Source organism: Candidatus Hadarchaeales archaeon, from assembly GCA_038823825.1.
Classification (GTDB): Archaea; Hadarchaeota; Hadarchaeia; order Hadarchaeales; family Hadarchaeaceae; genus JAVZGN01.
Genome location: JAWBCC010000002.1, coordinates 152271 through 177652 on the forward strand (window position 1 = coordinate 152271; position 25382 = coordinate 177652).

At 45.7% G+C, this 25382-nt stretch carries 26 protein-coding genes and 3 tRNA genes; 12 read left to right on the plus strand and 17 right to left on the minus strand.

Features of this window, described 5'->3' with window-relative positions; genetic code table 11:
- Positions 1-37: 37 nt before the first annotated feature.
- Positions 38-559 carry a nitroreductase family protein gene (locus QXF64_03300; protein ID MEM1689512.1) on the plus strand — a complete coding sequence of 174 codons (522 nt, stop codon included), beginning with the start codon at positions 38-40 and terminating at the stop codon, positions 557-559.
- On the opposite strand, the gene QXF64_03305 is transcribed toward QXF64_03300, so the two are convergent.
- The 8 genes from QXF64_03305 to QXF64_03340 are packed head-to-tail and all read right to left on the minus strand — an operon-like array spanning position 527 to position 7592.
- Positions 527-1483, minus strand: a complete 957-nt coding sequence (locus tag QXF64_03305) for a pantoate kinase (GenBank protein MEM1689513.1) — start codon at positions 1481-1483, stop codon at positions 527-529. The genes QXF64_03300 and QXF64_03305 overlap by 33 nt on opposite strands.
- A complete protein-coding gene (coaBC, locus tag QXF64_03310; GenBank protein MEM1689514.1) occupies positions 1432-2655 on the minus strand; it encodes a bifunctional phosphopantothenoylcysteine decarboxylase/phosphopantothenate--cysteine ligase CoaBC in 1224 nt (407 codons plus the stop codon). Before coaBC ends, QXF64_03305 begins: the two co-directional genes overlap by 52 nt.
- Before the next feature lie 12 nt (positions 2656-2667).
- Positions 2668-3168 carry a phosphopantetheine adenylyltransferase gene (locus QXF64_03315; protein MEM1689515.1) on the minus strand — a complete coding sequence of 167 codons (501 nt, stop codon included), beginning with the start codon at positions 3166-3168 and terminating at the stop codon, positions 2668-2670.
- Entirely contained in the window at positions 3165-4490 is a 1326-nt protein-coding gene (locus tag QXF64_03320; protein ID MEM1689516.1) for a glutamate-5-semialdehyde dehydrogenase, read from the minus strand. The genes QXF64_03315 and QXF64_03320 overlap by 4 nt, the downstream gene beginning before the upstream one ends.
- Positions 4490-5290 (minus strand): glutamate 5-kinase, encoded by an 801-nt coding sequence (gene proB, locus QXF64_03325; protein MEM1689517.1) that lies wholly within the window; start codon positions 5288-5290, stop codon positions 4490-4492. Before proB ends, QXF64_03320 begins: the two co-directional genes overlap by 1 nt.
- Positions 5287-6480, minus strand: coding sequence for a nicotinate phosphoribosyltransferase (locus QXF64_03330; protein ID MEM1689518.1), 1194 nt, complete (start codon positions 6478-6480; stop codon positions 5287-5289). Before QXF64_03330 ends, proB begins: the two co-directional genes overlap by 4 nt.
- Positions 6452-7018 (minus strand): isochorismatase family cysteine hydrolase, encoded by a 567-nt coding sequence (locus QXF64_03335; GenBank protein MEM1689519.1) that lies wholly within the window; start codon positions 7016-7018, stop codon positions 6452-6454. Before QXF64_03335 ends, QXF64_03330 begins: the two co-directional genes overlap by 29 nt.
- A 37-nt stretch (positions 7019-7055) precedes the next feature.
- Positions 7056-7592, minus strand: a complete 537-nt coding sequence (locus QXF64_03340) for a class I SAM-dependent methyltransferase (protein MEM1689520.1) — start codon at positions 7590-7592, stop codon at positions 7056-7058.
- Positions 7593-7636: 44 nt separating this feature from the next.
- On the opposite strand from QXF64_03340, the gene QXF64_03345 reads away from it, so the two are divergent.
- Together QXF64_03345 and proS are read left to right on the plus strand one after the other, a co-directional pair.
- Complete coding sequence (locus QXF64_03345) at positions 7637-8716, plus strand: Xaa-Pro peptidase family protein (protein MEM1689521.1); 1080 nt, start codon at positions 7637-7639, stop codon at positions 8714-8716.
- The gene (gene proS / locus QXF64_03350) at positions 8709-10136 is read left to right on the plus strand and encodes a proline--tRNA ligase (protein ID MEM1689522.1); all 1428 of its coding nucleotides are present in this window, start codon (positions 8709-8711) and stop codon (positions 10134-10136) included. The genes QXF64_03345 and proS overlap by 8 nt, the downstream gene beginning before the upstream one ends.
- Here proS and QXF64_03355 read toward each other — a convergent pair.
- The 3 genes from QXF64_03355 to QXF64_03365 form a co-directional block, all read right to left on the minus strand.
- The gene (locus QXF64_03355) at positions 10130-11011 is read right to left on the minus strand and encodes a PfkB family carbohydrate kinase (GenBank protein ID MEM1689523.1); all 882 of its coding nucleotides are present in this window, start codon (positions 11009-11011) and stop codon (positions 10130-10132) included. The two genes, proS and QXF64_03355, sit on opposite strands and share 7 nt — an antisense overlap.
- A gap of 1 nt (position 11012) precedes the next feature.
- Positions 11013-12086: an inositol-3-phosphate synthase gene (locus QXF64_03360; GenBank protein ID MEM1689524.1), complete on the minus strand. Its 1074-nt coding sequence runs from the start codon at positions 12084-12086 to the stop codon at positions 11013-11015.
- Between the two features lie 386 nt (positions 12087-12472).
- On the minus strand, positions 12473-13057 hold the full coding sequence (locus QXF64_03365) for a CDP-alcohol phosphatidyltransferase family protein (GenBank protein ID MEM1689525.1): 585 nt from the start codon (positions 13055-13057) through the stop codon (positions 12473-12475).
- A gap of 108 nt (positions 13058-13165) precedes the next feature.
- On the opposite strand from QXF64_03365, the gene QXF64_03370 reads away from it, so the two are divergent.
- Positions 13166-14014 carry a TIM barrel protein gene (locus QXF64_03370; protein MEM1689526.1) on the plus strand — a complete coding sequence of 283 codons (849 nt, stop codon included), beginning with the start codon at positions 13166-13168 and terminating at the stop codon, positions 14012-14014.
- On the opposite strand, the gene hisS is transcribed toward QXF64_03370, so the two are convergent.
- Genes hisS through QXF64_03385 form a run of 3 tightly spaced genes read right to left on the minus strand, consistent with a single transcriptional unit; the run spans position 13991 to position 17781 of the window.
- Positions 13991-15250 carry a histidine--tRNA ligase gene (gene hisS, locus QXF64_03375; GenBank protein MEM1689527.1) on the minus strand — a complete coding sequence of 420 codons (1260 nt, stop codon included), beginning with the start codon at positions 15248-15250 and terminating at the stop codon, positions 13991-13993. The genes QXF64_03370 and hisS overlap by 24 nt on opposite strands.
- A complete protein-coding gene (locus tag QXF64_03380; GenBank protein ID MEM1689528.1) occupies positions 15250-17469 on the minus strand; it encodes an STT3 domain-containing protein in 2220 nt (739 codons plus the stop codon). The genes hisS and QXF64_03380 overlap by 1 nt, the downstream gene beginning before the upstream one ends.
- A 27-nt stretch (positions 17470-17496) precedes the next feature.
- Complete coding sequence (locus QXF64_03385; GenBank protein ID MEM1689529.1) at positions 17497-17781, minus strand: hypothetical protein; 285 nt, start codon at positions 17779-17781, stop codon at positions 17497-17499.
- Positions 17782-17834: 53 nt separating this feature from the next.
- Here QXF64_03385 and QXF64_03390 point away from each other — a divergent pair.
- Positions 17835-17909: transfer RNA gene (locus QXF64_03390), tRNA-Arg, on the plus strand.
- 313 nt (positions 17910-18222) lie between these two features.
- On the opposite strand, the gene QXF64_03395 is transcribed toward QXF64_03390, so the two are convergent.
- The gene (locus QXF64_03395; protein ID MEM1689530.1) at positions 18223-18846 is read right to left on the minus strand and encodes a hypothetical protein; all 624 of its coding nucleotides are present in this window, start codon (positions 18844-18846) and stop codon (positions 18223-18225) included.
- A 127-nt stretch (positions 18847-18973) separates the two neighbouring features.
- Here QXF64_03395 and QXF64_03400 point away from each other — a divergent pair.
- Positions 18974-19051, plus strand: a tRNA-Glu gene (locus QXF64_03400).
- 123 nt (positions 19052-19174) lie between these two features.
- On the opposite strand, the gene QXF64_03405 is transcribed toward QXF64_03400, so the two are convergent.
- Positions 19175-19516, minus strand: coding sequence for a hypothetical protein (locus QXF64_03405; GenBank protein ID MEM1689531.1), 342 nt, complete (start codon positions 19514-19516; stop codon positions 19175-19177).
- A 347-nt stretch (positions 19517-19863) separates the two neighbouring features.
- Here QXF64_03405 and QXF64_03410 point away from each other — a divergent pair.
- The 3 genes from QXF64_03410 (at position 19864) to QXF64_03420 (ending at position 21744) form a co-directional block, all read left to right on the plus strand.
- A tRNA-Leu gene (locus tag QXF64_03410) sits at positions 19864-19950 on the plus strand.
- A 128-nt stretch (positions 19951-20078) separates the two neighbouring features.
- Complete coding sequence (locus QXF64_03415) at positions 20079-20522, plus strand: CBS domain-containing protein (protein ID MEM1689532.1); 444 nt, start codon at positions 20079-20081, stop codon at positions 20520-20522.
- 13 nt (positions 20523-20535) lie between these two features.
- A complete protein-coding gene (locus QXF64_03420) occupies positions 20536-21744 on the plus strand; it encodes a cation:proton antiporter (GenBank protein ID MEM1689533.1) in 1209 nt (402 codons plus the stop codon).
- Here the strand turns inward: QXF64_03420 and QXF64_03425 are convergent.
- Complete coding sequence (locus tag QXF64_03425) at positions 21728-21877, minus strand: hypothetical protein (GenBank protein ID MEM1689534.1); 150 nt, start codon at positions 21875-21877, stop codon at positions 21728-21730. The genes QXF64_03420 and QXF64_03425 overlap by 17 nt on opposite strands.
- A 66-nt stretch (positions 21878-21943) precedes the next feature.
- On the opposite strand from QXF64_03425, the gene QXF64_03430 reads away from it, so the two are divergent.
- Genes QXF64_03430 through scpB form a run of 3 tightly spaced genes read left to right on the plus strand, consistent with a single transcriptional unit; the run spans position 21944 to position 25344 of the window.
- Positions 21944-24202 carry an AAA family ATPase gene (locus QXF64_03430; protein MEM1689535.1) on the plus strand — a complete coding sequence of 753 codons (2259 nt, stop codon included), beginning with the start codon at positions 21944-21946 and terminating at the stop codon, positions 24200-24202.
- Positions 24189-24869 (plus strand): ScpA family protein, encoded by a 681-nt coding sequence (locus QXF64_03435; protein MEM1689536.1) that lies wholly within the window; start codon positions 24189-24191, stop codon positions 24867-24869. Before QXF64_03430 ends, QXF64_03435 begins: the two co-directional genes overlap by 14 nt.
- Positions 24838-25344, plus strand: coding sequence for an SMC-Scp complex subunit ScpB (gene scpB / locus QXF64_03440; protein ID MEM1689537.1), 507 nt, complete (start codon positions 24838-24840; stop codon positions 25342-25344). Before QXF64_03435 ends, scpB begins: the two co-directional genes overlap by 32 nt.
- Positions 25345-25382: the final 38 nt, after the last annotated feature.

Genomic DNA, 25382 nt, shown 5'->3' on the forward strand with positions numbered 1-25382 from the left:
GAAAAGCTATTACATCAATATGATTAAATTGATTTCGATGGATGTATTTGAAGCTATTCACAAAAGGAGGAGCATCCGGGCCTTCAAGCAAGATCCGGTATGTGAAGAGGATTTGAAAAAAATTCTAGAAGCAGCGATTGCAGCTCCAAGTGCAGGAAATAGACAACCATGGGAATTTATAGTGGTTAGAGATGCGGAGAGAAAGAGAGAGCTTGTAGAGGCAGCTCTTGGACAATCTTTCATAGAAGAAGCACCAGTTGTGATTATCGTCTGTGCAAACCTTGCAAGAAGTTCTCGGGTGTACGGTAAGCGTGGCGAGGAGCTTTATGCGATTCAAGATACAGCAGCGGCAATCCAAAACATGCTTTTAGCAGCGTTTGCCTTAGGCTATGGCACCTGCTGGATAGGCGCGTTTGATGAGCGTGAAGTTTCCAGAATTCTAAAGATTCCATCTGGTGTTAGGCCGGTAGCAATAATTCCGATTGGAAAGCCCGCAGAGAAACCATCAAAAACCCCTCGTTTGCCATTAGACGAGGTTGTCCATAGGGAAACTTATTGAGCTTGCTCCCCCTTTAGATATTCGCGTAATAAGGGTCTCTCCTCCAACTTCACGGAATAGATTTTCAATTGTTTTCGCATTTTTTTGGTTGCAAAATGCGAAAACAGTTTTTCCGAGCATAGCTTGGCTTGCGCCCAACGCTCCTTCTCTGACCGCCATATCGCACATCTCTCTCAGTTCTTTGCTCATTAGACCGAGCTTTTCTGCGAAATCTCTGGAAATCTGGAGAAAATTGGAGATCGTTGGGGATGCTAGGATTCTTCGCATAGCATCCCCACCGAGTTCTTTTGCACGTTTTATGAATTCTTCTTCTCTTAGAATGGAGGAAGTTTTTATTTCTCCGAGAGTACAACAAACTATCAAAAAATTTCCATTCAGCTTCATTTTTCTTGTTTTACCGTATGGTGGGGCTCCGGGTTTAACTCCAATGACCAAACCTCCTGTGGACTGAGCGTTCACATCCCCAAGACCGGTTCTACAGATGACTTCCGCTACATGCGCATTTGCAATGATTTCTGATCTTCTCATCTTTAGTCCGAGGGCGCGAACTAAACCAATTGAAACACCAAGCGCTCCAGCGCCACTTACTCCAAATCCCGCCCCAACGGGAACTTCGGTTAGATGTTCAATGGTTGCGCTCCAGCCCTCCGGCAGAAGCTTTTCAGCCACCCACCTGCTTGTTTTAGCCTCACAACGCTTACCGTTTATTTCGATTTCAATGTTTCTCTTCTCGGATTTTCTCAGGGTCACTTGGGTTTTCACACCTGCTTCGGTGCACGGTCCGCAATTTCTAGATCCACAACGCAAAGGATTCTCGTGTAGAAAAGGCTGGAAAAAGCCGGAAATGTGGCCGGGAACAAAAACTTTGGCTTTCAAGATTTCCTTTTCCGCAGCTCCTCCAGCGCAATGTTTAAGACCGTCCACGCTATTTCCTCTTTGCTTGCACTCATTTTACTTTTCATGTTTTTTGAGATGATGATAACCTCATTTCGATCCGCTCTGAAGCCTGCTCCCGGTCTTGCAACATCGTTAGCTACAACTAAATCTAGGCCTCCCTCCTCTAGTTTTCTTTTTCCTGAATTCTCTAACTCTTCATCGCTGACGAAATACTCGGCTTTAAAGCCCACGACGAACGCTTCCGGAACTTTTCTTTTAACATCGTCGAGAATTCTCGGCGCAGGTTTCAGTTTCAGTAAAACAGGTTGATCGTGTCTGAGTTTTCTTTCGAAAGGACTTTCAACCTCGAAATCAAGGGGAGCCGCAGCGGCAACAACTATGTCCGGATGTTCTTCGAGCGCGCGATCAAAAGCATCCTTCATCTCTTTCGTAGTCCTAACCTGCACAACGTTTATGTCTTCAGGAATTGGTTCGGTTCCAGGTCCATATATTAAAGTGACCTCGGCCCCGCGAGCCGCCGCAATCTTGGCAAAGGCAATTCCCATCTTTCCGGAGCTCGGATTTGTAATAAATTTTATGGGATCTATCGGTTCCACAGTTGGACCTGCTGTGACAAGAACCTTTAAACCATCCATATCTTTTTTCGTCAGAACACAAAGAACATGCCAGAATATTCTTTCTATCGGTGGAAATTTCGCCTTTTCTTCTTCAACAATCGGTTCTACAACTACCATTCCCATTTTTTTGATTTTCGCGAGGTTTTCCTTAACCGCAGGATGTTCGTACATAGAAGCATGCATGGCGGGAACCAATATTACCGGTTTCTTCAATCCTAGCGCAACGGAGACAAGAGATGTCACAGTTGTGTCATCTATACCTTGAGAAATTTTTCCTATGGTGTTTGCCGTTGCAGGGGCTACCAGTATAACATCCGCCCACAGAGCCGTCTCTACATGCTCTATTTTTCCCGTGAGTTCTATTATGACCTCGTTGCCAGTTGCCCACTCCATCAGGTTGGGAGATATGATTTCTGTAGCACTTTTTGTCATCACCGCCCGGACCTCAGCACCGTGTCTCATCAAAAGTCTTGCGAGCTCTGGTGCCTTGAAGGCCGCCACGCTACCGCAAATTCCGAGAGCGATTTTCTTTCCCAAAAGCTCTTTTCCTTTGCTACCTATGATATCCCTTGAAGGATGCATGCGATTCACTTTTTATCCAACTCTCGTTTGTTTTATTAACTTTCCGTGTTCGTCGATTTCACCATATCTTATTCTTATCGAAGAAATAGGCTTACCATCCTCAGCAAGTACGAATGGGATCTCCACTATTTGGAGAGGAGGAAGATTATTCTTTTGTCTTTTTTCGTTTATTTCCTTCGCTCGACATTTGGTTTCAGGACTGACAACAATCGCTTCAGCTTCTGGATCGTCTACTGCCGGTCCAAACGGATCCTCAAGTATGGTTATCTCTGTTCTTCCCAGCCAGTCGTTCTCACGCAGGAAATGAAGGACAGCCAGCAATCTGACTGCCAGTGGTGCAACTCCCGCAGAGTCTTTTTGCAGAAGTTCTGCCATTTTGTCTGAAGATATTCCTAAGCAAACGCGCTCCCCGATTTCGTACGCCTTTCTCAAAAGAGTTTTATGTCCGTCATGGAAGTAATCGAAAGTTCCGCCAACCACAACCTTTTTGTACTTGATGTTGTTGTTCTTCATATTTTCAAGACTTCTTTCCAGTCAAGTTTTATTGGCTTATGCTTGAAAGGCCTAGCTCCAGCACCGATGTAATCCTTAACTACATGACCGTTTCCTATGACCACGTACTTTGTTGTTGTGAGTCCCTCAAGTCCAACTGGGCCACGAGCGTGAATTTTACTCGTGCTTATCCCAACCTCGGCACCGAGTCCGTAGCGATAGCCGTCGCTGAATCTGGTAGACGCGTTTACCATTACGCTCGAAGAATCGACTTCTGAGACGAATTTTAGAGCGTTCTTCATGTTTTCCGTAACTATTGCATCCGTGTGTTTAGATCCATAGATGTTTATGTGATTTATTGCCTCCTCGATCGAATCCACGATTTTTATGGAAATTATGAGATCTAGGTATTCAGTTCTCCAGTCCTCCTCTGTGGCCAGTTTAACATCTGGCAATATCTCTTTGACACGTGGACATCCTCTGATCTCTACACCAGCTTGTTTATAGAGCTCTGCAAGTTTTGGCAGAAATTCTTTAGCGATCTTCGAATGAACGAGCAAAGTTTCAGCAGCGTTGCAAACAGCGGGATATTGGACTTTTGCGTCAAAACAGATTTTCAGCGCTTTTTCCAGATCCGCATATTCGTCTACGTACACGTGACATATGCCTTCCGCATGTCCAAGGACAGGGATTTTCGTATTTTCTTGAATGTATTTCACAAAATCCTTGCCTCCGCGGGGGATGATGAGATCAATATATTCGTCGAGCTTTAGCAATTCTCTTACTTCCCATCTCTCTTCCACAAGTTGAATCCACCCGGACGGAGCTCCGAGCTCCTCGCTTTTCTCTTTGAAAATGCTGAAGAAAACCCTGTTTGAATATTTTGCTTCTCTTCCCCCCTTTAAGATCACAGCATCCCCTGACTTTAGACAGAGTGAGGAAATCTGCGGAAGTACGTCGGGTCTCGCCTCAAATATACAGCAGATTACACCAATCGGACATGTTAGCTTATAGACATAGAGGTTGTCATCCATCTCCATGGCGTAAACAGTTTTCCCCAATGGATCCGGCAATTCTGCAACACTTCGAATCATTTTTGTTATGTCAGCAATTTTCTCTTCGTTTAGTTTTAATCTTTGGAGCACGGGTTTTGTTATTTCCCCTCTTTCTAACATTGTCTCCGCTTCTCTGATATCCTTAGCATTCTCTTCCAGCACCCGTGCTTTTTGTGTTTCAATCTCTTTAGCTATCGCAAGCAATATTCGGTTTCTATCGTCTTTAGAGAGATTGGGAAGTCTCAATGAAGCTTCGCGCGCTTTTTTAGCTTTTTCGATTACTTCCATCACTCCCGCCTCGGCAGGAAAAGGGTTCCTATCTCTTCTCCTTTCAGAATTCTTTCCAAAACATTTTTTTCTCTGCTGTTTGCGATAACCGCAGCTATCCCAGCCTCCGTGACTATTCTGGCCGCTTGAACTTTTGTGAACATTCCGCCGAAGCCTTTCGAAGATTTTAAAACGGCTCTTTCAATTCTGGGTGTTACTCTCTCCACGAGCCCAATGATCTTACTTTCGGGTTTCTTGGGATCTCCAAGATAAACGCCGTCTACATCGGAGAGCAGAACGAGCAAATCAGCCTTTACCCCCTTAGCAACATAGGCGGATAAAATATCGTTGTCTCCAACTTTTATTTCTTCGGTCGCCACCGTGTCGTTTTCGTTTATTATTGGTATCACTCCCCACTTCAGCAAAGTCGCTGCCGTGTTCCTAAAATTCTTATATCTTTCCGCATCTACGAAGTCTTCTGCTGACAGAAGGATTTGGGCTACAACTTGTTCGTGCTCTCCAAAATATTTTTCATAAGTTTGCATGAGTATTCCTTGGCCGATCGCTGCAACGGCCTGAAGAGCCGAAAGCTTCCTCGGCCTGTTTGTTATTTTCATTCTCCCCATCCCGGCTCCTATCGCTCCAGACGACACAATTAAAACTTCCTTGCCCATTTTTTTCACAGCCATGACGTCTTTTACAAACTTCCCGATCTTTTCTTCATCGAGTTTGTGGTTTTCTCCAGTCAGCGACTTTGTGCCTATTTTTACCACCATTCGTTTGACTTTCTTAAGGTCAGCTCTCGAATGTATTGTCCTCATATCTCCTTCACCCGTTCAAGTTGTTTTAACACGTATCTCCTTATTTCTTTCGGTTTTGGAAGTTTTCCCACGATTTTTCCATCTTTAACTAGAGGCTGCAGCGCCTTTTCCATCTTTCCTCCGCATTTTGGGCACTTTCCAGGGGTCTCTCCCTCTCTAGTGAGGAGAAATGCGAGACAATGACGACATCTCCATACGTCTTTCCTACCTCCGAGTTTTCCGCGTTTTGCTGCAGGCTTTCCATTCAGTTCTACTATATCCATGGCAAAGTCGACGGTCGGAGCGTTCGTGATCGAAGTTCCAACCCCGAAGCCGTCCGCCCCAGCTTCGCAGAGCTCCTTTATGTTTTTTTCACTAATTCCTCCCGAAACAAAAATTTTCACCCATTTATATCCTCTGACGTCGAGTTCCCACCGAATTTCTTTCACTATCTCACTCATATTTCCCCTTCTCGAGCCGGGAGTATCTAGCCTTACGCCCGTAAGTTTTTTTCCGAGAGTCTCGGCAGCCATGATCGCCTCGGCCTTCTCATCATAATAAGTATCGACTAGGGCTATCCGAGGAATTTCAGCCGGCATGACATCGTCGAAGGCCTTCCAGGCACTTCTCTGATCTCCGAAGCATATTATCAACGAATGTGGCATAGTTCCCATTGGCTTTTCCCCAATCGTCTCGGCCCCGATTAAGCTGGAAACTCCATCAAATCCGCCGATGTAGGCTGCTCTGTCTAGCATTGGAGCGATTGCAGGATGTGCCCTGCGTATCCCGAATGCTATAAGAGTTTTCCCCCATGCGAGTTTCCTTATTCTTGCAGCTACCGTAGCAGCTCCGGTCGCTTGACAGAGCATTCCTAGCATGGGAGTTTCGAATTCACAGTATTCCGCGTATTTTCCGTCAATAGTCAATACCGGAACTCTAAATCCTCGCAAATCATAGGGATGAAAGATAGTTCCTTCAGGCATCGAGCTAACAGTCACTGGAACATCTTCGAAAAGCTGTGCTACCTCTTCTACGCCGGCCAGAACCGCCCAAGGCCAGTTGTTTGGCAAAGAGCTAGCCGTCACCTCCGCCAGGGCAGAAATTGATTTCATGCCTTTCTTTTCGAGGATCTGTCTGGTTCTGACGAAGTAGATGTCTGTGGTTTTTCCACTTTTGATTTCCTCAACCGTGGCAATATGGAACTTTCTCATTTTCACCCCAACCAGAAATAATCTCTTCCGAGATGGTTATTTTAGCCCCATATAGACTCCTCATCGTTTCGAGAGCCTGTTCGTGTTTTTCCTTTTTGACGGCGTTTGTGCAATCCGAAGGTATAACAATAAGATAGCCGCGGAAGAAAGCATCCGCGGCCGTATGTTGAACGCAGATATCTGTTACGACTCCGGTGAGAATAACTTCTTTCACGCCCAGTTTTTTCAAAAGGTCATCTAGTTCTGTTTGGAAAAAGGCACTGTAAGTTCTCTTCTTTATGATGAAATCTTCGGGTTTTGGAGCTAGTTCTGGAATTATTTCAGAACCTTTTGTCTCTAGCATTGCGTGCTCACCCCAAATAGAGATCTCAGGATCCCAACGGTTGTGAGCATCACAGACGTATATCACAGGTATTCCCCGTCTGCGTGCGGCTTCAGACAATCGTTTAATGTTAGGGATTATTTTCTGAGCATGCTCGCCTCCGAATTTTCCAGTCACAAAATCAACTATCATATCGATTATGATGACTGCCTGCATTGCATCAAAACTAATTTTTATTCTTAATTAAGGTTTGCTACTTTTTCAGACATACGCAATAAACATCTTCCCCGATTTCCCCGCTTTTTTCAACGGAAAAACCAGCAGACTTGGCCCAAGAGACCAACATCTCTTCTTTATGTTTTTTCTTGAGGCTCGTTAGAATCACCAGGCCGCCAGGCCGCACCACACGGCATATTTCCTTTACTGTGGTTTCTGGATCTGGCATGTTCTGCAAAAGGGTGACAGAAACCACAAAATCGAAAGAATTGTCTTTGAATGGGAGAAAATCGGCGTCCGCGATCACAACACATACGTTTTTTACAGCATGTGGAATCCTTTTCACCATGCCTGGGGAAATGTCCATACCGATCGCTAGGTCAGCCTTTCTAGCGACTCTTAAAAGGAGTTCCCCTGTACCACACCCAACATCCAGAATTCTTCCGATCTTGGATGGCAATATGCTCAAAACCAACTCGTACTTCTCACGCTGAATTTCCCGATATCTTCTTCTGTATTTTTCAGCTGTTTCCGAATACAGCTTGGCTAGCTCAATTTTTCTTAAGGACATCATTTCATTTTATATGTATGCGGAAAAATGAATGGTGTTTCTACGTGATGGAAAGAGTAAGAAAATTGCAGGAGAAAATGGAGGAATACGGACTCGATGTTTTCATCGCTTTTAAAAATCATAGATATCTCGCTGGAAGTGAGGCGGGAAAAGCCGTAATCGTTCCTTGTAAAGGTAAGCCAATTTTGATTTGCAGCAGGTTAGAGTTCGACAGAGTAAAAAGAGAGAGCTGGATAAAGGACGTTCGGGCGTTTTCAGGATGGAAGTCTCCACTCAGGTCTGGAGAGAGCATCTTTTTTGGACAACCCTGGGAACTTGTCATAAATTGTTTAGAGGAGTTGGGAGCGAAAGTTGTAGGATATGATCAAGCCCCTCCTGAGTTCATCAGTAAGTTGCGAATGCTGTACCGAGCCGGTTACAAAAGACTTCCGAAAATTGTGGAGGAAATGCGAATGATGAAGGATTCAAAAGAAATCGAAATAATGAAGAAAGCGGCGAATCTCGCAATTTTGGGAATGAAGAGAATTCATGAACTCCTATCACCTGGTGTCTCGGAACTGGAACTTGCGGCCGAAGCCGAGCATGTGATGAGAAAATCGGGAGGGGAGGGTACTCCTTTTCCAACGATAGTCGCATCTGGTGAAAACTCTTGGCTGCCTCATGCGGGAGCGACGGATAGAAGAATCAAAAAGGAGGATATAGTGGTTGTCGACCTAGGCTGTTATTTTGAGGGTTATGCGTCAGATATGACCAGAACTTTTGTCCTCGGACATTCACGGAAGTTCAGAAAACTAGTGCAGATAGTCAGAGAAGCGCAAGCGGAAGCCTTGAAAAGAGTCAGAGGAGGGATAAAAGCGAGCGATGTCGACCTCGCGGCCAGAGAATTCATCAGAAGAAAAGGGTTACTCCGGTTTTACCTTCACGGAACCGGCCATGGAGTAGGTCTGGATATTCATGAGCCACCTTCCCTTTCTCCGACATCTCAAGAAATTCTCCAGGAGGGAATGGTAATAACAGTGGAACCTGGGGTGTATGTTAAAGGAGTAGGAGGAGCAAGGTGGGAAGATATGGTAATAGTGAAAGAAGAAGGCTTTGAGAAACTAACGGAGGTAGATTTGGATGGCTGAAAGAAATGCGTGGGAGAAAAACTTCAGTGAGTGGTTTGCTGAGATGCTCGAAAGAGCGGAAATAGTAGATCCCAGATATCCTGTCAAGGGGCTATACGTCTGGCTCCCATACGGATTTAAGATAAGAAACAATGTTGTTTCTATCCTTAGATGGTTACTCGACGAGTCTGGACACAGTGAAATGCTCTTCCCCATCTTGATCCCGGAAGACCTTTTCAGAAAAGAGGCAGAACACATACGAGGATTCGAGGGGCAGGTTTATTGGGTGACTCACGGAGGAACGGAGCCCCTCGATGTCAGGCTAGTTTTGCGACCGACGTCGGAAACAGCAATGTATCCGATGTTTTCTCTGTGGATAAAATCTCACGCCGATCTGCCACTCAAGATCTACCAAGTGGTTAGCGTTTTCAGATATGAGACAAAAATGACCAAGCCCCTCGTAAGGGTTAGGGAGGTGACGACATTCAAAGAGGCCCATACCGCTCACGCGAGCTGGGAAGATGCAGAGAGGCAAGTTTTTGAAGCGATCGGGATTTACAAAAGGTTTTTTGATTTACTTGGAATTCCTTCTGTGATTTCGAAAAGACCGAAGTGGGATACATTCGCTGGGGCGGTTTACTCCATTGCTTTTGACACGCTTGCTCCTGACGGAAAAACTTTGCAGATAGGGACAATCCACAATCTAGGTCAGAACTTTTCAAAAGTCTATGATGTGAAGTATGAAAAGCCAGATGGTTCGCATGAATACGTCTATCAGACTTGTTACGGAATATCCGAGAGAGCAATTGCTGCAGTTTTGATGGTTCACGGTGATGATATCGGTTTTTGTCTCCCCCCACTTGTGGCTCCAATCCAGATTGTTATTGTCCCTGTGATTTTCAAGGAAAAAAGCGAGGAGATCATGCAGACGGCCCGGAGAATTTTCGAGATTTTAAGGGGTGCCGGTTTTAGGGTTCATCTTGACGATCGAGATTTGAGACCTGGCAATAAGTATTACTACTGGGAGAGAAGAGGGGTCCCGCTTAGAGTAGAAATCGGGCCCTCAGAGGTTGAGAAATCTGAAGCGATGCTTGTCAGGAGAGACACAGGAGAGAGGTGTACGGTGAAAGCCGATGATTTGGTGAGAGAGGTCAACAAAATCTTAGAAGAAATCTCTGAAAATCTCCGAGTGAGAGCTATGAAGTTCTTCGAGTCGAGGATACATCGTGCGGAAAGCGTCCAAGAAGCGGCACAGATCTTGGCCGAGAAAGGAGGAATAGTTAAACTTTGCTGGTGCGGCTCGGAGGAGTGTGGCATGTCGATAGAGGAAAAAACAGGTGGAAGAATTCTCGGAGAGTCTCTTGACGAAAAAGCAACCGGGAAGTGTGTCAACTGTTGCGGAGATTCGGAAAAACTGATTTACTTAGCTAAAACTTACTGAAGCGATTTCATAGCCTGCAAAACTTCATCTTCACTCGGGAATCCGACGGGTCCGTGATATCTTATCTTCAAGCCTGCTGCAACAGACGCGAACCTTGCAGCCTCAATCACATCTTTTCTTTTCAAATATCTGCAGAGAAACGCAGTTCCGAAAACATCCCCGGCTCCAGTCATGCTTCTAGCGTCTACTTTCAGGCTTGGAACCTCGAAGAAGTTTCTCTCATGAAGAACGATGCTTGTTTTTTCTCCACGCGTAACGATCACAACCGAAGGGCCCGCTTCTGCCAGCTTTTTCATTTCGGATTTTGGCTCAGGTCCAAGAATGACGCTTTCCTCCTTTCCTATTTTTAGGATGTCCACATATCGTAGATATTCGCGAAGATCCTTTTTCACAATTTTGATATTGCCATTCTTTTCGATTTTTCTCAAAATCCCTTGAGGATCGAGGGCAACAACATTCTTTTCCGTCTTTAAACTGGCTAAAAGTTCTGCGGAAATTTCGCCCGCTATCGGAGAAACGTAAAACGCTTTTGCGTCCCTATAAGATCCCGGCACATCTTGGGGAAGGATTTCTGGAGCCACATATCTGCAGACCTGCTTCCTGTTTCCTTTCTCGTCGTAAATATTTTCGAACGTAGTGGTCTTCTTTCCGCTGACGAGAATCCCTTCCGTGTCCAAACCGAGCTTACTGAAGAGAGGCGGAAATCTTTCAACGAAGTCTCTTCCAACTTTTGAGACTATCCCAGTCTCGAAGCCCAGCGAAACAGCTGTGAGACCACCATAGATCGGTGCTCCGCCTAATGCGTTTTCTATCGTTCCCCAAGGGTAGGTGTTTATATCGATTGCGAAATGACCGACGATTACGACTTCGACCATTCTATCTCTCCCTCTTGCCAGCTATGAACTCCTCCACCGCTTTACGCGCTTCCTCGTCAGACATCTGAACAGGTGGATGTTTGAAGAAATATGCCGAGACGCTTATGAGCGGTCCGCCTATTTTCCTGTCTAGAGCGAGCTTCACAGCTCTTATCGCATCTATAACAACTCCAGCGCTGTTGGGGGAATCTTCAACGGAGAGCTTTACATCGATGTAAAGAGGAACATCGCCGAACTTCCTTCCTTTTATGTATATGTAGCATATTTTCCTGTCCTTCAGGAATGGGACATAATCACTTGGACCGATTCTAAGCGGGACTTCATACGGCAACTGGCTGGAAACGGCCTCGGTTTTGCTTATTCTCTTCGAACTCAGACGTTCCTCCTCCAGCATGTTGAGAAAGTCCGTGTTTCCACCTATGTTCAGCTGATAGCTTTCTTCGACCTTGACACCTCTGTCAACCAGCAGTTTAGTGAGTGTTCTGTGCAAGATCGTAGCTCCAACCTGCGACTTTATGTCGTCGCCGACACATGGAATCTTTTCCTGCTCAAACTTTTTTGCCCAGTTTTTGTCGGAAACGATGAACTCTGGGATGCAGTTTATAAAGCCGCAGCCTGCCTTTAGTGCCTCGTTTGCGTAAAATCTACTTCCTTCATAGCTTCCCACCGGCAGGTAGTTTATCAGTATATCGGCATCCGTTTCCTCGAGCACTTTGGCAACGTTCACCGGCTTCTGCCTTTTATCTACGGGAATCACCGGCGTCAGATATTTTCCGAGTCCGTCAAGAACGGGACCTCTCATGACTTCAACCCCAAGCTTGGGAACATCGCAGAATTTGACAGTACAGTTTGGTGGAGTGAAGATAGCTTCTGAGAGATCTTTTCCAACTTTATTCGCGTCAACGTCGAAGGCTGCCACAAATTTTATATCTCTTATGTGATATCCGCCGAAGTTAACATGCATGAGGCCCGGGACAAACTCGTCCTCTTTTGCATTTTTATAATACTCAACGCCCTGCACAAGTGAGGACGCACAGTTTCCGACACCTGCTATGGCAACTTTTATCTTACTCATCCGTTTTCACCATATTTCATTTTCTGATATATCAATTTCGGAAATATTTATAAAGCTTGCGGATGAACGGTCGATTGTGAAAGAAGCGCCACTAGTCAGGCTGAAGAAGAAAACAACGGTGGAAATTCTGTGGATGTATTTTCTAAGGTTACTGAGCGAGCGACCTATGTGCGGTTATGAGTTGATGAAGGAGATTGAGCGGAGATTTGGATGGAAACCACCGATAGTCACATCATATCTCGTTTTGCAGGCTTTGAGGAGAGATGGATACATCACGGTGCGTAAAGTCACGGGGAGGAGGAGAAAAACATTGTACGAAATCACGGCACGGGGCAGAGATCTTTTCCAGAAAGGCAAGGATTATCTAAGAAATCTGTATAGAGGGTTCAGCGTCCGCTCAGCCTCTTCCTCGCAACTATCACCCTTTGGGAAGCCGTCAAGTTCGCCAAGAAAGCAACGATCACAACGGCATACTTGACGCATCCGACTAGGGCGCCTATTCCCAGGATGAGCATTCTTTCCGGTCTTTCTCCGAGTCCAACATCCATCTCTTTAGCTCCTGCTGCTTCTGCTCTCGCTCTGATATAACTGACGAGAAAGCTCCCCTCTATCGCAAGGAAACACCAGAGCCAGCCGGGAAGCCAGCCAGCTTCTGCGAGCCCTCCATATGCCACCGCAGCCAAGACTGCGAAATCCACGAGTCTGTCTATCGTCGAGTCAAGAACGCCTCCGAAGGCCGTGACCATCCCGCCGAATTTTGCAACGGCTCCGTCGAGTAAATCAAAGATTCCGCAGATCAGTAGGAAAATTCCTCCTAAAAATTCGTTCGAACGTGCGAAAAAGAAAACAGAAACCATTCCGACTAAGAGTCCGATTAGTGTGAGAGTGTTTGGTGTGATACCTCTGGCAGCGATGGAAGTGGCAATCGGAGCCACGATGTTGCGCACCTTCTCTTTCACGCGACTGAGCATTCTCTCGAAAAATCATTCTCCGTATTTTGAATAAAAGCATCAGGAAGAGGTGGCGCTCTTGAAATTAATTATATGTCAACGGTCAGAGATTTTCTGGGGAGGTTCAGAGTGAAAGCAAAAATATGGCTGGGTCCGGCGGGAATTCCCGGAATGTGTAAGGAGAGGAGCACGCTTGCTGGAGTTCGCTGCGTTGCCGAAATCGGTCTGAACGCCATGGAGATAGAGTTCGTCAGGGGTATAACGCTCACGCAGAAAGCAGCGGAGGAGGTTGGAAAGATCGCTCAAGAGCTCGGCGTCAGACTCTCCGTCCATTGTCCATATTTCATAAACCTGTGCTCCCCAGACAAAAAGAAGGTTGAAGCCTCAAAGCAGAGAATTCTCGAATCTGCCAGAAGAGCTCATGCAATGGGTGCGGACATAGTAGTTTTTCATCCCGGCTATTATGGCGGAAGATCTCCGGAGGAGGCGTACCGAACGGTCAAGGAGGCGGACTCAGACATGATCGCCAAACTCGAGAAGGAGGGAATTGATGATGTCTTCTTGGGTCACGAGACGACGGGGAAACAGAGCGCTTTCGGAACCTTGGAAGAAATAGTCTCTCTGTGCAAGGAGCTTTCAAGGTGTAGACCTGTCGTGGATTTTGCGCACATCTACGCCAGGCAGGGTGGAAGGATCGACTACGCGCAAATCTTAGATGCTCTAAAGCCTCTGAAGCTTGATCATCTTCACACGCACTTCACAGCAATGGAATGGACGCCTGCTAAGCAAGCCGGCGCCGGAAACGAAAAGCGACATCTACCAATGCGAGCTGGAGATCCGCCGTTTCGACCACTCGCCGAAGAAGTTTTGAAGAGAGGAATGAAGATAACAATAATCTCTGAATCGCCAGTTCTGGAATTGGACTCTCTCGAGATGAAGAAAATTTTTGAGAAGCTAGGCTACAGATTTGAGCGCTGAAACGAGCTCCTCGATCTTGACTGTCTCCTGCTTTTTTGTTTTCAAATCTCTCAGGGCGACTTGACCGGCAGAGACTTCTTTTCTTCCGACTATCACAGCAAATCTCATCCCCATCGAATCCGCATGACTCAGGGCCTTTTGTAGGCTTCTTTCCATAACCTCCATCTCCGTTACTATACCCTTTCTCCTCAACATGTTAGAGATTTCCAAAGCTTTGGGCAGGAGATCCCTCTCGAGTGGAACGACATAAACTAACGGTTTTATCGGCTTTTCCGCTTTGCCGTCTTTCAGGAGAAGAGAGGAAATCCTATCGACGCCGAAGCCGACTCCGGTCGCTGGTGTTTTGGGTCCTCCCAGTCTTTCAACGAGCGTGTCATACCTGCCGCCACCCGCGACCTGCACATCTCCGACATAGACCTCAAAGACAGTCCCCGTGTAATAGTCGAGGCCCCTCGCTATTCCGAGATCTATCTCAAACTTCTCTCCAGCTTCGCGGAGAATTCTTAAAAGCTCCTTAGACCTTTCAAGCATGGATTCATCGATGTCGAACTCGCTTAACTTCTGAAACACTCTGAAATCTCCACGCAAGGAAAAAATCTTTAGGAGCCTTTCATATTCTTCTTCAGGAACGCCAGCTTTCCGCAGTTCTTCAAGAATCCTATTCCTGTTTCCTGAATCAACCGCCCTGAGTATAGGGTCCTGCTTTTCTTCCTTTACCCCAACCGAGGCGAGCACATTCCTTAAAATTCCAACATCACCAATCCTTAGCTTCCAGTCATTCATTCCAACTTCGCGCATAATTTCGCATGTTAGGGAGATCACTTCCGCGTCCGCCTGCGGGTTTGGGCTTCCGATTATCTCACAACCAGCTTGCGTGAATTCTCTCCATCTCCAAGCTTGCGGTTCTTCGTACCTGAAGCATTCTCCAAAATAGAAAAGTCTGACTGGGGGAGGATTTCTCTTAAGATGTTGGATGAAAAACCTTATCGCCGGTGCGGTTAGCTCTGGTCGAAGGGCAAGCTTTCTCCCAGACTTGTCTTCAAAATCATAGATCTGTTTGATTATCTCACTTCCGCTCTTGACGAGAAATAGTTCGAGATGTTCGAAAATTGGCGTCTGCACTTCTTGAAATCCGAATCTTTCGAAAACACTTCTCATTTTTGAGACCACAAACCTTGCAGTTGCCAGCTCGTCTCCCCAGAGATCTCTGGTTCCTCGCGGACACCGCAACTGCATCAATCGATCACCGAATGGTCAACTTGCAGAATTCTAACATATCCGTTTGAGCTTTTGAAGACCTGCGTTAGGAAATCGACATTCAACTTATCTTGGAAAGCTTGGATTCCGATAGGCTCCGGTCTGCTGGTTATTTGCTCGGACACTCCGCTGATCAACCATGCAGTTTCTATGTTCCCGGTCTGGTTGAGGAAAACCACGAGGGTTTCCGGAATTTCTGCTTCATTCTCGGGCGGGTAGAATCCTGCCATGTTTGTCGGTCTACCACTTTCGTCAATCACAACGATTGCATATCCATCCATAGTTTTCTCCTCATTTTCGGTTCTCAGGAATACTCGCCCATTCTGGTGATCTAAGACAACTTCTCTCCTGTCGCCTCCGAAGTTGAAGACATACATGCTATCTTGCATGCTCGGTCTTAGGCCATATGGGCGATATCTGACATTTGCTTTAAATATTATTGTGAGAGGTTCGTAAACACTGTAGTTCCACCATGCGTAATAGTACTCGTCATAAGTGAACAGTATGTAGTCGATTTTTATTCCGAAATTGTCTCTATAGGTTTTAAGATACCATTTGAGCTCGTTTTCACCAATCTGTGGAAAACGCTGAACGTCGGTTCTCCTTCCGTTGATGAAAAATGGTTTAGCAGGTTCGTTTACCCCGTAAAGTCTAGCTTCATTATTCTTCACATAATAAACATAATCTGGTGGTTTCGGCCAGAAGTTTGGATCGTTTTCCCATTTTCCTTGCTCGCCTATCCCCTCCACACCATCGCAGACGGTTTTTCTTTCCGTCGCTCCAGTCAGCAGGTGTCCGTATGACCATTGGATAGAAACTATTGCGTTTTCAGGAGTGTTCTCTCTTATCCATTTGAAAGCCTCCATAAGCGCCGCATCAAGTCCAGCTCCGAGTCGCCATTCCGTAGGCGGCGTTGTTGCTTCAGCGGCCCTTGTTGCGTTCACGACAAATGCAGATCCGAGAAGCACGATGATAGCAACGGCCAAAACCGGAGTCTGAAATCTTCTGAGCCAGCTCCAGTCAGGATGGAAGGAGAAATCCTTCAACCAGCTCAGAATAACGCTGATCCCGACTCCAGCCATAACTGGTAAAAGCGGCCACCACTGTCTTTCAAATCTAGCCTGACCTGCTTTCGGCCACACCATCGCAAGCATTACAATGAACCAGGCTAAAAGGAGAAAGTGATGGGGTTCTCTTTTCCAGATGCAATAGAGAACTGTTACGATACAACCGATGAGGGTTATGCCTAGGAGAAAATTGTTTTGATAGAACTTTGTGAAGATATCCGAGAAAGAAGCGGGCGCGACCATTTCGGAGGCGTAGCGTGGGAAGGATACCCTGCCACCCCCGCCAATTCCCACATAGTCAAGTATAGACTGCGCAGTTCCCAGCCATCTGTCTGGACTAACACCTCCAGACCAGAAAACTACAGTTGACGTCACGATAGCTATCACAAACCCTATCAGCAAGGGCATATGAGAGTTCACAGTATTTTTGAACGCTAAATCGATGCTCCTCCTTTTCTTGAGAAGTTCTGTAAAGAAGTAAGCGGCGAGCGTGAACAGTATTCCGCCGATGAGGGCGACTGAGATAAACATTGACCCAGCCCAAGTCAGCACAAATAGTCCAAAAGTTATCCCGCTAAGGATTCCGTAGGGAATGATCCCATCTTTTCCAGATTTCATAAGCTTGACAAAGAAGTAGACAGTCCAAGCGCACATGAACGTTATCGTGGGTTCTCTGTCGAAGGCCCCAACTTTGTTCCAATATATTGATGATACGAGGGTTGTGAAGAGGAAGGCCGCCACCGCTCCTGCAACATCCCCGTGAAGCTCCCGACCAAGCAGAAAAATCGGGATTATGCTAAGACAGAAGAAAATTATTCCATAATATTTTGCTATGTCGTAGAGATCTACAGATGGTAAGACGGTCTTTACTCCGCGGTATATCATGACGGCCAGGAGGGGTTGCAACTGCTCTTTTTCGAACTCCCATCCATGCGGTGCATGTGACCATGGATTTTTCTCTGCAAATCCGTTGTTTCTTTCCAACAACTTGGCTTCTGCCCAGATCCATCCGCTGTCGGATGTTGTAAGAGTCTCGTATCTTTTACCCGGGATTAAGAGAATGGATGAAGCGATTACCATTAACGCTAGCAGATATCCGGCTATCAGATATCTCCTGTAGTTCAGCGCCAACACCCTGTTAAGTGTAGAACGGGAAATTTAAGAGCTTGCTTTAGGAGCTTCCTCTTTCTTTTCAGGTTCGGGTGGCGGAGACGTCACTTCTTTTGTAGTTGCCATTATCCACCCAAGCCAGACACCCAGCGCCGAGACCACCCAGACTCCGATTGCTACCGGCAGTACAATGAACCACGAAGTAGTTCTAGCGTAGTCAAATAGACCGATTTCCAACCACCCTACTTTTGCTAATACAAAACCCACATAAAGGGCGAAAACGATAGCGCCGACTATGCAGAGGAGAACTCCTAAGACCTTACCCTTTCCCACAGTGTTCACCTCGTCATATCATTTATTTTCCTATTAAATACTTTTTTCATGATGGGCCCGTGGCCTAGCCAGGATATGGCGGCAGCCTCCTAAGCTGCAAGTCCCGGGTTCAAATCCCGGCGGGCCCGCTAGGAATTAAGGTTAGGTTCCAAAAAGCTCAAAAAGGGCGAACACACCCATAGCAAACGCCAAGAAGAACCACACCGGATTTTGAAGCAGTCCGAGTCCCGCGCAGACTCCACCGGCCAGCGAATAAAAAACAGTTTTGTTGTTTTCTTTCTTTTTTGTCTGAGGCGAGGACGGAACTCGAGAAATCCGAAGTCCGGGTGTCCTAAATCTCGATGTGATATTTTTGTTGTGTTGATGTTTTTTGTTTACAAGCTCGATCCGAGGACTGCGGAAGTTTAAAAAATCGGGATTATTTTTCTTTTGTCTCTTCATTTATATCCCCTGAAAAGAGCCTGTGGAAATAATGTATTTCTTGTATCTCTTTATAATATCGATTTTTGAATTTTCGGAAACAGAGAGGAGACTAAAAATCCTTATCTTTCTCAATTTTTCTAAAATCTCTTCTCTAGTACATTTCATAGAATACCTTTTATCGAGGTAGATTTGAAGGTCGTCTACTCCTATCGGTCCCGATCGCGCGATTTCTTGTAGAATTCTAATAGCCACTTTGTCGTTGCTAAGTGTTTCCATGCACATTTCAACGTATTCCTGTGCAGGAGTTTTTTCAAGTCTGATCTCGAGTGCTTCTTCGAGAGTCTTCCTCACCTTCTCATTTTCAAAAGTTTCTTCGATGGTATCGACCAACTTGAGAAATGTTTCTCCCAAGCAGTCCCTTTTATAGTCAACCGTATCACGTAGTTCAATTCCGAAGAGCTCGATGAGCACTCGGAGGGGACCATATTTGAGCAACTCGGAGTGGTATGTTATCGCGTCTGCTATTGAAATATTTTTGAGACTCCGCAACCAGTAGCTCACGGGGTTATAGGCCGGACAGAGAGACACAAGTGAGTTGACGATGCTTCTGAGGTTGTCATTTATCTTCGATTTCTCCCTCACGGATAAAAATTGATTTTCAATGTTTTTAAAGTCTCACACAATGAACAGAAAAGTTCAAAAGGTGGTTTTCGACTGAGTTTGAGAAGTTGATAAAGCTTATCTTACTTATTTTGTTAATTTTTCTTGAGCTCCGGTGGTGTAGCCCGGTCAAACATGCGAGCCTCTCGAGCTCGCGCCCCGGGTTCAAATCCCGGCCGGAGCACCATTTTCGAATTAAAAACTTGCTTTCTTCAATTTCTTTTCAGAATTTTTCAACTTTTTCGTGTTTCTTCTCTATGTATTCCATTAACTCATGCAAACTTCGAAGCTGTTCAACAAGATTCGTGGGTTATGAGATGCAAGAAGAACCGGACTCCTGAAGATTATCCTCTGAATCAGATAGCAGGAAATTCTTTGGTTTCTCCCACTCTGCTACCGGACCATCGACAATGTAGAAGACTGGGTTTGGTTCTACGTCCTCCAGACCTCTTATCCGATGCCACCACTCAGGGTCTCTGGTCGAGAGCTTGTGTAGGAGTAGTTTGTACTCATACTTTATCTGTCCCGACGTCACAGGTATTAAGTCGATGCTAGAGATATTGTACACCTTGATCTTGCCGAGGTTAAATCTATATCCTCTGTCACGACCCTCGAGATAGACGTAGTAGAGATAGGTTCCAATAGCAAGCATGGGGTCGAACGCTTTTTTTAAATCTGATTAGCTGTGGGTGGTTCGTATAACCTTTAGTATGTCCGCTAAGAACCTTCTGAGCTAGAAGACCTTCTCTCCAGAGAGCAATTAAGCCTACTCTGTCCAGATACTTAGGGTGAATAGACCACAGTCTCACTCACGTACCCCGCTATGCTAGAGCACACCTCCAAAATAAGTTTATCCCATGTCTGAAATCTACATTTCACGACATCACCTTAACTTTAAAAGCATGTGGAAAAAATCTAGAATGTAATGAATGTTCAATTGCTGTGGCATGTGATGGCTGCAGAAGCCAATAATAGTCGGTATGGGGTGATTTTTATTTGGCGGGGGTGCCTGAGAGGCGAAAGGGCAGGACTTAAGATCCTGTGGCCGTAGGGCCCTCGAGGGTTCGAATCCCTCCCCCCGCACCAGCATTTGAGGAGGTTGGGACGATCACCAATGAACATTTTTTGAGTTTTCAGTTTTTTAGCATCAATCTGTTTTTGAGCCGTATGCCCTTTCCACAAGCTTAATTTAAGAAACAATCAAGCCAGTAGTGATGGCTCAAAAAAGAAAGTTGAACCAGTTGGACATTCTTAGGAAAACAAAGGTTGGAGACGTGATGGACAGATCGCCCATTCTAATCACACCAGAAACACCGCTTAAGAAAGTGATGGCTCATATCCGCAGGGGTAAGGAGTTTTTCCCCGTCGTCGATAAAGAGAAAAGATTGCTGGGGGTTCTTAGCGAAAGCGATATTTTTAGACTTTTCATGCCTCGACGCAGGATAGCTACAGTTGGCGCACCAGAAATCAAAGAGATAAGCGTGGTGCAGACCGCTGATGATGTGATGACGAAAAAGCCAATCTCAATAGACCCAGAAAGCACACTACTTGAAGCGATACAGTTGATGGCGTTTTATAAGTTCAGACATCTCCCCGTTGTTAAAAAAGGCAAGATCGTGGGTGTTCTCTCTCTCAGAGACATCCTAAAGAAGATTTAAAAGGTGATGGATCTTGGATCTCTCCATCCTTTTGTTTTACTTAGCCATGTGTTTGCTCCTAGCTAGGATTGGAGGAATTCTAGCCACCAAATTGCGGCAACCTAGCCTCCTAGGAGAAATATGTGCAGGGATTATCGCTGGACCATCGGTCTCCGGTCTAATTTCTTCTCACCTCATCGGCACAAGACTATGTATAGATCTGCAAAGCCCGGCGGGCGAATGGATTTCTTCTCTGGCAGAAATAGGAGCCTTAATTCTTCTTTTTCTTGCAGGTCTTTCGCTTGAATTGAGGGAAATAAAGAAATACGCTAGGCCCTCTCTCACAACGGCTGTCTTTGGGGCTCTCTGGGCCTTTCTATTGGGTTTTGCAACGATCCACGTTTTGGGATGGTCATTTCTTACAGCTGCTTTTGCTGGAGGGATCTTGGTGGCAACGAGTGTCGGAATAACCGTCGAGACTCTAATGGAGCTGGGAAAACTACACTCACGCAGCGGCGTAACAATTTTGGGAGCAGCAGTCATAGACGATATCATCGGAATAATCTTCTTGAGCGTTCTTTCAGGGATCGCCTTGGGAACTCTGTCTGTCGTTGGGGTTTTCGAGACACTTCTTCTAATGATTATATTTTTTGTTGCCGTTATCATTTTTGGTCTGAAAATCATTCCCAAAATTTTCTCGCGGGTTTCTCTGACGTATCAACCTGAAATGTCTCTTTCTCTGGCACTAGTCCTCATCTTTCTGATATCGGGCATAGCACAAAAGGTCCAAATCGCAGCGATAACAGGGGCTTTTTTAACAGGCCTTTTCATAGGCAGAACTCCAGTCTCCCGCCCGCTCAAAGATATAGTTTCCACCCTAGGTTACGGATTCCTCATCCCCCTGTTTTTCTTCGAAACAGGTCTCCGGATGGACATATGGGTGCTGGGTAAAATAGGGCCAGCAGTTTTGCTTTTCTTGCTTGCGGCCTTTGTGAGCAAAATAGTCGGTTGTGGATTAGGTGCGATGGTGGGCGGTTTAGGCAAAAAGGACGGTCTGGGGATAGGAATCGGCATGTTGCCTAGAGCGGAGGTTGCTCTCATCATCGCCTCGATCGGTATAAAGATCGGAGCGGTTGGTCCGGACCTCTTCTCCATGACAATCGTGACGATTCTTGTGACAAGCCTTCTCACACCATTTTTCCTCAAAACGGTTTACGCGAAGAATTCTAATCAACATGCTTGATTTTAAGAACGTAGTCGCAGCTATCGCAGCGATAAGCTATCCATGTTGCGTCTGAAGCGATTTCATCACCTTCCACCCATCTTTTGAGCCTACCTCTTCCGCACTTCGGACATTTCATACCACTGAGCTTCATTCCGATCTCCAACCAGATTGGAATCGGCATCGGAAGGCTTTAATCCTCACCTAAACCATCACTTATTTGAGGCTAGACCCGAGGGGTAATCCCGAGGGTCGGAAGTTGGCGTACATAAAAGAAATTCAGATGAAAGGCTTCAAGTCCTTTGGCGTTAACAAGGTAGTTATTCCTCTTGCTCGTGGCCTCAATGTCATAGTCGGCAGGAATGGTCATGGCAAGAGCAACATCGCTGACGCCATCGTCTTCGCCTTCGGAGGAAGGAGCACAACGATGATGAGAGCGGAACGTTTTCAAGATTTCCTTTATATGAGGGATGGCAAGATAATCGCCCCATACGCTGAGGTCACACTGGTAATCGACAACTCCGACGGTGCGCTCCCCATAATGTCCAAGATGGTCGAAATATCCAGAAGGGTCGACAAATCCGGTAAATGTGTTTATCGGATAAATGGAAAGCGAGCCGATCGCCATGAAATCGTGGATATTTTATCTCCAGTGATGGGATCCCCCGACGGGATGAACTTCGTCCTTCAAGACCAAGTTAAGAGGATATTTTCTCTCACGCCGGAGGAGCGCAGGGAAATCATAGAAGATCTTGCCGGTGTAAAAGAGTACAACGAACGGAGGGAGAAGGCAGAGAAGGAACTCTTGGATGTTGAGAACAATATGCGCGTGCTTGATATTCGCATCAAGGAAATTCGATCTAGGGTGGAAACACTCAGAAAACAGGCTCAAGACTGCATAGCGGCAAAATCGATAGACCGCGAGCTTCAGCAGGTTCGTGGCGCGCTTCTGTTTAAAGAATTGAAAGAAAAGGAGAGGGAGTTAAAGAGGCTGGAATCCTCTCTGCGTAAAATATCCTCTGCAGACAGAGAAAGCAGAAACAAGCTAAACAAAATAAAGAAAAAATTGAGTGAGCTGGAGAGAGAAAAATCCAGAATTCAAGCGAAACTCGATGAGCTCGAGCACCGTGGAGTACTTGCGAGGTTCAAGGAACTTGAGATAAAAATCGAAGAACAAAAGCGTCAGCTTGAGGAAATATCTAGAAAAAGTCGCAACGCAGAGGAGGAGTTACGCAGGCTGGAGGAAGAGTTAAACGCAAGGGCAGATTCATTTGCTTCCAGCATAAAAAATGTGCGCGAGTTGTACGACAAATTCAAGCAACTCCTTTCAGAACTCTCCGGACAATCTGAGCTCACTTGTATCAAAGAGACCCTAAATCAGATTTCTAACGTGCTCAATCAAATTGACAGATTGCTTGAAGAAGTTTTGTCGGAGATCCCCTCCGTCACTTCAGAAAGCTCCGAGTTGGCTAGACAAGTTCTTAACCTTCAGGGTAAGCTTTCCGCATATAGGGGAGAGGAGGAGAGGATAAAAAGTGAGATAGACGGCAACATAAGAAAGCTCGAGTCGATGAAATCTGCTAAGGAGAAAACGGAAAAAACGATCGAGCGGCTGAAGAAGCGTTTAAGTGAGATTGAGGAAAAGATGAGGATACTAAACGCACAGAATGAAAACATCCGCGACAAGCAATCAGCGATTGCGGAAAAGAAAGGTACTCTCGAAAGTCGCAAGGTTTCCGCACAACAGGAGATAGTCAAGCTGCAGGAAGAACTATCAAAAATCAAGGTCGACTACAGTCACCTTCTCGTGAAAAAGCTTGAAACCCTTAGGAGGATGGAAGCAGAACTTTTTGAGCGTAAATCGCAGATAGGTGAGGTGAACCCAAAAGCACCGGAGGAACTCCAACAGGAAGAGAAAAAGCTTTCTGAGGAGGAGGAAAAATACCGCAGACTCGAGGAGGAAAGACAACAGATACTCTCGTTCATGGCAGAACTCGATCAAAAGAAAAAAGACGCTTTCTTCAAAGTATTTAACGTCGCGTCGCAGGCTTTTTCAGAAATTTTCAGGGAAATTTCTGGAGGAGCGGATGGAAAACTCATCTTGACGAATCCCGAGAACCCATTTGAGGGTGGGCTAGATTTTGATGTAGACTTTGGCGAGAAGACGAGAATGCTTTCCGGCGGACAGAAAACATTAACCGCGGTCACATTTTTGCTAGCTCTTCAAAGATGTCGTCCGTCAACCTTTTACGTCATGGATGAGATTGACGAAAGCTTGGATCCTTTTAACCGCCAAAGAGTCGCCCGACTTCTGAAGAAGTTCTCAAGAGAATCTCAAATGATCGTCATCACGCTTCATACTTCTATGGCAGAGGTTGCGGACAGAATATTCGGAGTCGTCAAGGAAGATAAGGTTTCAAGGGTGTTTTCTGCAGACCTTTCAATGTTAAGGGAGGAGGTAGCAGATGAACCTCAGTGACCAGCCAGTTCAGGAACTCGTGGAGCTCGTTCGATTGCACAAATTGAGTCCCTGGGATGTTGATATTTCAAAGCTCATATCAATCTACAGAGCAAAACTCAAGCAAACAAACGAAGTAGATCTTCGAGTTCCGAGCAGAGTAGTACATTCTTCGGCAACTCTTTTGAAAATAAAGTCGGAAATAGCAGTCCGTGGCGAGTCCGAGGTGACGAGCGAGGAAATCGAAGAGATGTTAAACATAGAGTTACCGGAGCTTGGCGAGCTCACGATAGAATTCTTTGCTCCCCAGAGGATAACCTTGGAAGACCTTTTGGGTAGTCTCCGCGAGGTTTTGGCAACCATCCCTGAGACCAAGGAAAAGAAACCGGTGAAAAGAGAGGAGCTCAAAGTTGATATTCAAAGGGACATAGATGCGATGCTTTTGAGGTGGATGGAAGATCTCTTACTCAAGATAAAAAAGATAGTCAATGAGGGAAAGACTCCCACCTTTTTCTCCCTACTCTCTGAGAAATCTCGCGTGGAGTTCGTTAGGGTTTTTCTAACCCTGATTTTTCTGAGTTCAGACGGAAAGATAAGATTGGAGCAGTCGGAACCTTTCACAGATATAAAGATCGAACTTCTGGATGGTGAAAAAGATGGGAATACGGGAGGATCTAGTGGTTCTTGAAGGCGCGCTTTATGCAAGCGATCATCCTCTTACAATCGATGAGATCAAAAAAATTCTGAGCACAGAATCGGACACGTATGTTATACAGCTTTTGGAAAAGATAGAGCAGAAGCACAAAAAGGTGGATTCTCCCTTTGAGCTTCAGAAGTTGGGAAATGCTTACGCTATAAAGCTGAAAGGAAGGGTTAAAGAAAAAGTTGCCCCTCTAATGCCAAAGATAAAGATCTCGACTGGTGCGCTGAGAACACTCGCGTTGATCGCATATAAACAAAATATAACGCTTGCTAAACTCGCAGAAGTGAGGGGGAACAGAGCTTACGAACATGTGAGACAGCTCGTCGCGGCTGGCTTCGTCGAGTCCAAACCTCTTGGAAAGACACGCGTGCTTCGCACGACCAAAAAGTTTGCGAGTTATTTTGGCCTCGAGGATGACATGGATTTGATAAGAGAAAAACTAGAGGAACTGCTGAAATAGGTACCCAAGACTTTTATATCCAGTGGATTCTTTCTTTT

Coding starts and splice junctions, on each gene's coding strand:
- QXF64_03340 (MEM1689520.1), bottom strand. CDS start 7,592: ATGATGTCCTTAAGAAAAATTGAGCTAGCCAAGCTGTATTCGGAAACA.
- QXF64_03330 (MEM1689518.1), bottom strand. CDS start 6,480: ATGAGAAAGTTCCATATTGCCACGGTTGAGGAAATCAAAAGTGGAAAA.
- QXF64_03425 (MEM1689534.1), bottom strand. CDS start 21,877: ATGAAGCTCAGTGGTATGAAATGTCCGAAGTGCGGAAGAGGTAGGCTC.
- QXF64_03320 (MEM1689516.1), bottom strand. CDS start 4,490: ATGGAAGTAATCGAAAAAGCTAAAAAAGCGCGCGAAGCTTCATTGAGA.
- QXF64_03415 (MEM1689532.1), top strand. CDS start 20,079: ATGGCTCAAAAAAGAAAGTTGAACCAGTTGGACATTCTTAGGAAAACA.
- QXF64_03355 (MEM1689523.1), bottom strand. CDS start 11,011: ATGGTCGAAGTCGTAATCGTCGGTCATTTCGCAATCGATATAAACACC.
- QXF64_03360 (MEM1689524.1), bottom strand. CDS start 12,086: ATGAGTAAGATAAAAGTTGCCATAGCAGGTGTCGGAAACTGTGCGTCC.
- QXF64_03435 (MEM1689536.1), top strand. CDS start 24,189: ATGAACCTCAGTGACCAGCCAGTTCAGGAACTCGTGGAGCTCGTTCGA.
- proB (MEM1689517.1), bottom strand. CDS start 5,290: ATGAGGACAATACATTCGAGAGCTGACCTTAAGAAAGTCAAACGAATG.
- QXF64_03365 (MEM1689525.1), bottom strand. CDS start 13,057: ATGCTCAGTCGCGTGAAAGAGAAGGTGCGCAACATCGTGGCTCCGATT.
- QXF64_03345 (MEM1689521.1), top strand. CDS start 7,637: ATGGAAAGAGTAAGAAAATTGCAGGAGAAAATGGAGGAATACGGACTC.
- QXF64_03315 (MEM1689515.1), bottom strand. CDS start 3,168: ATGAAGAACAACAACATCAAGTACAAAAAGGTTGTGGTTGGCGGAACT.
- scpB (MEM1689537.1), top strand. CDS start 24,838: ATGGGAATACGGGAGGATCTAGTGGTTCTTGAAGGCGCGCTTTATGCA.
- QXF64_03300 (MEM1689512.1), top strand. CDS start 38: ATGGATGTATTTGAAGCTATTCACAAAAGGAGGAGCATCCGGGCCTTC.
- proS (MEM1689522.1), top strand. CDS start 8,709: ATGGCTGAAAGAAATGCGTGGGAGAAAAACTTCAGTGAGTGGTTTGCT.
- QXF64_03335 (MEM1689519.1), bottom strand. CDS start 7,018: ATGCAGGCAGTCATCATAATCGATATGATAGTTGATTTTGTGACTGGA.
- coaBC (MEM1689514.1), bottom strand. CDS start 2,655: ATGCATCCTTCAAGGGATATCATAGGTAGCAAAGGAAAAGAGCTTTTG.
- hisS (MEM1689527.1), bottom strand. CDS start 15,250: ATGCAGTTGCGGTGTCCGCGAGGAACCAGAGATCTCTGGGGAGACGAG.
- QXF64_03405 (MEM1689531.1), bottom strand. CDS start 19,516: ATGCTTGCTATTGGAACCTATCTCTACTACGTCTATCTCGAGGGTCGT.